A 6,611-nucleotide genomic window follows, 5' to 3' on the forward strand; every position below is an offset into this window, starting at 1 on the left:
CCGTCGATCGAGTGGCGGCCGTACGCCTTCAGGTACAGCTCAAAGGTGGCGCCGAGGCCCGCGTAGGCGCGGTTGACCGTGGCGTCCGTGCCGGGAACGCCTCCGGCCCGTCGTCGGCGGTGAACCGGTACGGCTCGTCGGGCAGCACCACCAGGTCCGGGTCCGCCGCGCGCAGGTCCTCCAGCGGGATCCGGGGGTAGCGCTCGGGGTGGCCGGCGTACCGGTGGTCCACGCCCAGGCGGGCCAGCACGTCGCCCGCGAAGGTGTCCCGGCCGAGGACCATCCAGGGCCTGCGCCAGATCGGCACGACCGCCGTGCGGCGCTCCGCGGGTTCCGGCAGCGCCGTCCAGGCCGCCTCGGCCGCCTCCAGCCAGCGCGGCCGTCGCGGCGCTCCGCACGCGGTCAGCACCCGGTCCAGCTCGGTGAAGGCCTGCGGCACGGTACGGACCTCGGTGACCAGCACCTCCGCGCCGGCCGCGCGCAGGGCGTCGAGGTCGGGGGCGCGGTTCTCCTCCTCGTTGGCGAGCACCAGGTCGGGGGCGAGGGCGAGAACGCGCTCCACGTCGGGGTTCTTGGTGCCGCCGATCCGGGTGACGTCCAGATCCGCCGGGTGATCGCACCAGTCCGTGGCGCCCGCGAGCGCTCCGGGCAGCGTGACGGCCACCGCCTCGGTGAGCGACGGTACGAGGGAGACGACCCGCACTACCGGGACCGGTCCTGGACCGCCTCGATGTGTTCGGCGACCGCGACCACGACGACCCGGGTGTCCGGGACGGTGGCCCGCCAGCGGTGGCGGACCCCGCCGGTGAGGTACATGGTGTCGCCGCGGCCGAGGCGGTAGGCGCGGCCCTCGGCCTCGATCTCCACGGCGCCCTCGGCGACGTACATCAGCTCGTCGTTGCGGTGCTGGAACTCGCGGCCCGCGTCGTGGTCGCCGGTGAACTCGGAGGCGTGCAGCTGGTGGTGGCCGCGCACCAGGGAGCGCGTGCGCGGGTCGAAGTCGCCCTCGGCGACGGGCTCGGCGCGGACGACGTCCACGCTGGCCGCCGGGTCGGCGGCGGCGAGGAGTTCGACGGCCGTGGTGCGCAGGGCGTCGGCCAGCTTCTCCAGGGAGCTGCGGCTGGGGCGGGCCCGGTCGTTCTCGACCTGGCTGAGGAAGGGCACGGACAGCCCGGTGCGCTCGGCCACGACCGCGAGGGTCAGTTCCAGCGCACGGCGGCGCCGCCGGACGGCCGCGCCCACCCGCACGGGCTGCTGCTCTTTGTGGTCGCCCATCGCTCCCGGCTCCCTCCCTCACTCGTCGTGCCGATGCTCCGGGTGCCCACCGGCGGGGCACGCCGCTCATGATGACTTCTCTGCACCCTACGCATGTTCGGCAAACCGTTTCACGTGCCCGTCACATCCCTGACGTCCCGGTGGGCCCGCACCTCATGGTTCTCGCCAGTGCCAGGGGCCCCCGGACCCGTCCGCGGCGGCTTCCTCCCTGGGGATGAACATGCCGACCAGCGGGTGGCATGACGCTCGGTGATTGGCCGGATCCCTCCCGTAGGCGGAACGCCGCGAGGGGCGGGCGGCGCCGGGTGCCCTGCGGCGTTCGGCGCTGCCCGCCCCTCGGGGGGCGGTCCGGGAGGGTCAGGTCACCCGGCCGCCCGGCTCCCGGCTTCCCCGGTGACCGGCGCCCACTTGTCGACCAGGCCCGGGTTCCGGCGCAGCCAGGTGCGCACGGCGTCCTGCTCCTTGCCCTTGCCGGCCTGCTGGATCTGCGCCTCCAGGCCCGTGAGCTGCTTCTCGGTCATGGAGAAGTCCTTCAGCCAGCGGCCGATCCGCGGGTTGTCGCCGGCGAAGCCCTTGCGGGAGAGGGTGTGCACGCCGTCGCCCTTGCCCCAGGCGCCCCTCGGGTCCTGGAGCTTCTTCAGGTCGTAGGCGCTGTAGGCCCAGTGCGGCGACCACAGGGTGACGACGACCGGCTCCTTCCTGGCGTAGGCGCGCTGCAGCTCGGCGAGCATGGCCGGGGTGGAGCCGTCGATCACCTGGTAGCCGCCCTGTAGGCCGTACTCCTTGAGGACCTTGCTCTTGAGCAGGCCCATCATGCCCGCGCTGGGCTCGATGCCGACGATCTTCCCGCCGAACTCGGAGGCGTGGTCCTTCAGGTCCGCCAGGGAGTTCACGTCCTTCACGTAGGACGGGACGGTCAGCTCCAGCGAGGTGGGGCCGTACCACTTGCCGAGGTCGTCGAGCCGTCCGCCGTACTTCTTCCAGTACTCGGCGTGGGTGGTGGGCAGCCAGGAGTCGGTCTCGAAGTCGATCTGGCCGGTGGCGAGGCCGGTGTAGAGGGGGCCGGCGGCGTACTGGGTGGTGGTGACCTTGAAGCCGCGCTCCTCGAGGATCTCCTTCCACAGGAAGGTGGAGGCGACGCCCTCGTCCCAGGGGATGTACCCGAGCTTGACCTCCTTGCCCTTGCCGACGTCGGTGCCGGAGGCCTCGGAGACGCCGGCGGAGGAGCCGAAGACGTTCATGCCGCCCGCGACCAGGGCGAGGACGACGACACCGACGACGGCGACGGCCGGGCGCGGACGGTACGACCACGCGCGCGTGGTGGCCTTGGCGGCGGCCCGTCGGCCCAGCGGGGAGAGCTGGGTGCCGAGCGCGCCGGTGACGCGGTCCAGGTAGATGGCGAGGACGACGATGCCGACGCCCGCCTCGAAGCCGTAGCCGATGTCGAGCTGGCCGATCGCCTCGTTGACGGCGCCACCGAGGCCGCCGGTGCCGACCATGCCGGCGATGACGACCATGGACAGGCCCAGCATGATCACCTGGTTGACGCCGGCCATGATGGTCGGCAGGGCGAGCGGCAGCTGGACGCGCCACAGGATGTTGCGCGGGGTGGTGCCGAAGGCCTCGGCGGCCTCGACCAGTTCCGCGTCGACCTGGCGGATGCCGAGCTCGGTCATGCGGACGCCCGGGGCGAGGGCGAAGATCAGGGTGGCGACGACGCCGGCGGCGGTGCCGAGGCCGAAGAAGAGCATGGCGGGGATCAGCAGGACCATCGACGGCATCGTCTGGAGGAGGTCCAGGACGGGCCGTACGGCGGCGCTGACGGCCTTGGAGCGGGCGGCCCAGACGCCCAGGGGCAGGGAGATCACCAGGGCGATCAGGGTGGCCACGAGGACCAGCGCGAGCGTCGACATGGCCCGGTCCCACAGGTCGAGCGAGTCGACCAGGGCGAAGCCGGCGAAGGCGAGGACGCCGGCGAGCAGGCCGCGCAGCCACCAGGCGACGACGGCGAGGATGCCCGCCGTCAGCAGCGGAGCGGGCGCGGCGAGCACGGCGTCGATGCCGTTGTACATGCCCTCCATGACGGCCTTGACGGCGTCGAAGAGCCAGGAGAAGTGGGCGACCAGCCAGTTGACGCCGGAGTCGACCCAGTCGCCGAGGGGCAGCCTAGGCACGGTCGGTCACCTTCTTCCCGTTGCCGCAGCCGGCCGGTTCGCCCTGTTCGTCGCCGAGGAGGCCGACCAGGCGCTGCCGGGGCACGGCCCCGAGGAGGGCGCCGTCGGGGCCGAGCACGGCGACCGGGTGGGTCAGCCGGGCGCTGATCGCGCACAGCTCGGCGAACGGCGTCTCGGGGGTGGCGGTCTCGCAGTCGCAGCGGGCCTCGTGGCCGCCGAGGCCGGTGTCCATGACGGCGGCGGCGGTCAGCACACGGGAGCGGTCGACGTCCTGGATGAAGGAGGCGACGTAGTCGTTCTCGGGGCGCAGCAGGATGTCCTCGGCGGTGCCGGTCTGCACGATGCGGCCGTCGCGCATGACCGCGATGCGGTCGCCGAGGCGCATGGCCTCGTTGAGGTCGTGGGTGATGAAGACGATCGTCTTCTTCAGGGACTTCTGGAGCTCCAGGAGCTGGTCCTGCATGTCGCGGCGGATCAGCGGGTCCAGGGCGCTGAAGGACTCGTCCATCAGGAGCAGGTCGGCGTCGGTGGCGAGGGCCCGGGCGAGGCCGACCCGCTGCTGCATGCCGCCGGACAGCTCGTCCGGCCAGGACGCCTCCCAGCCGGCCAGGCCGCACAGGGCGAGCGCCTCGTCGGCGCGGCGCTCGCGCTCGGCGCGGGGCACGCCCTGCACTTCCAGGCCGTAGGCGGCGTTGTCCCGGACGCTGCGGTGCGGGAAGAGCGCGAAGTGCTGGAAGACCATGCTGATCTTCCTGGAGCGCAGTTCGCGCAGCCCGCGGTCGCCGAGCGCGGTCAGGTCCTGGCCGTCGAAGCGCACGCTGCCCGCGGTCGGCTCCAGCAGGCCGTTGAGCATGCGCAGCAGGGTGGACTTGCCGGAGCCCGACAGGCCCATGACGACGAAGATCTCGCCCTCCTCGACGCGGAAGGAGGCGTCGATGACGGCTGCTGTGGCGCCGTCGGCGCGCAACTCCTCGCGGTCGGCGCCCCGCCTCAGGCGCTCCACTGCATCGTCCGGTCGTCTGCCGAACACCTTGAACAGGTGCTCTGCCTCAAGCCTGGCTGACACGCGTACCTCTCGTCCACGGGGACATGACAGAGGCCGCACCTCCCCACGATCGACATGGTCAAACTTTTACGTGGTTCAGCTCACAGGGACGGCCTGCGGGGCCCTCGTCACGGAGGGGTGGCTGTCGGTGCCGTACGGCATGATGCGAGCGTGACCGGACGACTCATGCTCCTCGACACCGCCTCGCTCTACTTCCGCGCCTACTTCGGCGTCCCGGACTCCGTGAGGGCACCGGACGGCACGCCGGTGAACGCCGTGCGCGGACTGCTGGACTTCATCGACCGGCTGGTCAAGGACCACCGGCCGGAGCACCTGGTGGCCTGCATGGACGCCGACTGGCGGCCGCAGTGGCGGGTCGACCTCATCCCGGGCTACAAGGCGCACCGGGTCGCCGAGGAGCACACGGGCGCGCCGGACGAGGAGGAGGTGCCGGACACGCTCGCCCCGCAGGTGCCGGTCATCGAGGACGTGCTGGACGCGATCGGCATCGCGCGCGTCGGTGTCGCGGGGTACGAGGCGGACGACGTGATCGGCACGTTCACCGCGCGCGCCGACGGCCCGGTCGACATCGTCACCGGCGACCGCGACCTGTACCAGCTGGTCGACGACGAGCGCGGCGTCCGCGTGCTGTATCCGATCAAGGGCGTGGGCACGCTCCAGGTGACCGACGCGGCGGTGCTGCGCGAGAAGTATGGGGTCGACGGGCGGGGGTACGCGGATCTGGCGCTGCTGCGCGGCGACCCGAGCGACGGCCTGCCGGGCGTGCCCGGCATCGGCGAGAAGACGGCCGCCAAGCTGCTCGCCGAGTTCGGCGACCTGGCCGGGATCATGGCGGCGGTCGACGACCCGCGGGCGAAGCTCACGCCGTCGCAGCGCAAGCGGCTCACCGAGGCCGGGGCGTACGTGGCGGTGGCGCCGAAGGTGGTGCGGGTGGCCGGCGACGTCCCGCTGCCGGACGTCCGCACCGCTCTTCCGCGTGCCCCGCGCGATCCGGCGGGACTCGAGGAGCTGGCTGCACGGTGGGGGCTCGGTGGTTCCCTCCAGCGGCTGCTGACCACGCTCGGGGCGTGACGGCGACCGGCAACTCCGGGCACGAACCGGCAATTTTCCGGCAAAAGCGGCTCACTGAACCGGCACGAATGATCCAGCCTCAGGGAGAGGTGCTAACTTAGGTAAACCTAACCAATCCGCAGGAGGCCCGTGATGGCAGAGCGTCCGGAACGAAAGCCGCGCAAGCCCTACACCGCCCAGGTGGTACGCACCGAGCGGCTGTCCGCGCACATGCAGCGTGTGGTGCTGGGTGGCGACGGCCTCGCCGGTTTCGCGGCGGACACCTGCACCGACCACTACGTGAAGCTGCTGTTCGGCCCGGCGGGCGTGACCTACCCGGAGCCCTTCGACCTGGAGCGGGTCCGCGCGGAGTTCCCGCGCGAGCAGTGGCCCGTGACGCGGACGTACACCGTGCGCGCCTGGGATCCCGAACACCGCGAGCTGACCCTGGACTTCGTGGTCCACGGCGACGAGGGCCTGGCCGGTCCCTGGGCCGCCCGGGTACGGCCCGGCGACTCCCTGCGGTTCATGGGACCCGGTGGCGCCTACGCGCCGGATCCGAGCGCCGACTGGCATCTGCTCGTCGGTGACGAGAGCGCGCTGCCCGCGATCGCCCGCGCCCTGGAGGCGCTGCCCGCGGGCGCCAGAGCGCACGCCTTCGTGGAGGTGTCCGGCCCGGAGGAGGAGCAGAAGATCGACTCCGACGTGGACGTCGTCTGGCTGCACCGCGGGGACCGGCCGGTCGGCGAGGCGCTGGTGGCGGCCGTACGGGCGCTGGAGTTCCCGGAGGGCCGGCTGCACGCCTTCGTGCACGGCGAGGCGGGCTTCGTGAAGGAGCTGCGCCGGCTGCTGCGCGTCGAGCGGCAGGTGCCGCGCGAGGACCTGTCGATTTCCGGCTACTGGCGGCTCGGCCACAACGAGGACGGCTGGCAGGCCTCCAAGCGCGAGTGGAACGCCCGCATCGAGGTCGAGCAGGAAGGCCGAGCGGCGGCCGCCTGAACCGAATCCGAGCGCTGAGGCGGCGGCCCCGGCAAAGGGGGGCCGCC

At 72.5% G+C, this 6,611-nt stretch carries 6 protein-coding genes; 2 read left to right on the top strand and 4 right to left on the bottom strand.

Going from position 1 to position 6,611, the window contains the following annotated elements; genetic code table 11:
- Positions 1-28: 28 nt before the first annotated feature.
- The 4 genes from ACWEN3_RS38075 to ACWEN3_RS38090 all read right to left on the bottom strand — a co-directional run bounded on the left by ACWEN3_RS38075 (position 29) and on the right by ACWEN3_RS38090 (position 4,515).
- Positions 29-703: a helical backbone metal receptor gene (locus tag ACWEN3_RS38075; RefSeq protein WP_452980803.1), complete on the bottom strand. Its 675-nt coding sequence runs from the start codon at positions 701-703 to the stop codon at positions 29-31.
- Positions 703-1,275, bottom strand: coding sequence for a helix-turn-helix domain-containing protein (locus ACWEN3_RS38080; protein WP_452980805.1), 573 nt, complete (start codon positions 1,273-1,275; stop codon positions 703-705). Before ACWEN3_RS38080 ends, ACWEN3_RS38075 begins: the two co-directional genes overlap by 1 nt.
- Positions 1,276-1,637: 362 nt before the next feature.
- Positions 1,638-3,449 carry an ABC transporter permease/substrate binding protein gene (locus tag ACWEN3_RS38085; protein ID WP_452980808.1) on the bottom strand — a complete coding sequence of 604 codons (1,812 nt, stop codon included), beginning with the start codon at positions 3,447-3,449 and terminating at the stop codon, positions 1,638-1,640.
- Positions 3,442-4,515, bottom strand: coding sequence for a quaternary amine ABC transporter ATP-binding protein (locus tag ACWEN3_RS38090; protein ID WP_452980811.1), 1,074 nt, complete (start codon positions 4,513-4,515; stop codon positions 3,442-3,444). Before ACWEN3_RS38090 ends, ACWEN3_RS38085 begins: the two co-directional genes overlap by 8 nt.
- Before the next feature lie 150 nt (positions 4,516-4,665).
- Here ACWEN3_RS38090 and ACWEN3_RS38095 point away from each other — a divergent pair, with 150 nt between their 5' ends.
- Together ACWEN3_RS38095 and ACWEN3_RS38100 are read left to right on the top strand one after the other, a co-directional pair.
- Positions 4,666-5,586, top strand: coding sequence for a 5'-3' exonuclease (locus ACWEN3_RS38095; RefSeq protein ID WP_452980814.1), 921 nt, complete (start codon positions 4,666-4,668; stop codon positions 5,584-5,586).
- A 132-nt stretch (positions 5,587-5,718) separates the two neighbouring features.
- The gene (locus ACWEN3_RS38100; protein WP_452980817.1) at positions 5,719-6,564 is read left to right on the top strand and encodes a siderophore-interacting protein; all 846 of its coding nucleotides are present in this window, start codon (positions 5,719-5,721) and stop codon (positions 6,562-6,564) included.
- The last annotated feature ends 47 nt before the right edge of the window (positions 6,565-6,611 follow it).

It is taken from the genome of Streptomyces sp. NPDC004561 (assembly GCF_053602155.1).

Coding starts and splice junctions, on each gene's coding strand:
- ACWEN3_RS38100 (WP_452980817.1), top strand. CDS start 5,719: ATGGCAGAGCGTCCGGAACGAAAGCCGCGCAAGCCCTACACCGCCCAG.
- ACWEN3_RS38080 (WP_452980805.1), bottom strand. CDS start 1,275: ATGGGCGACCACAAAGAGCAGCAGCCCGTGCGGGTGGGCGCGGCCGTC.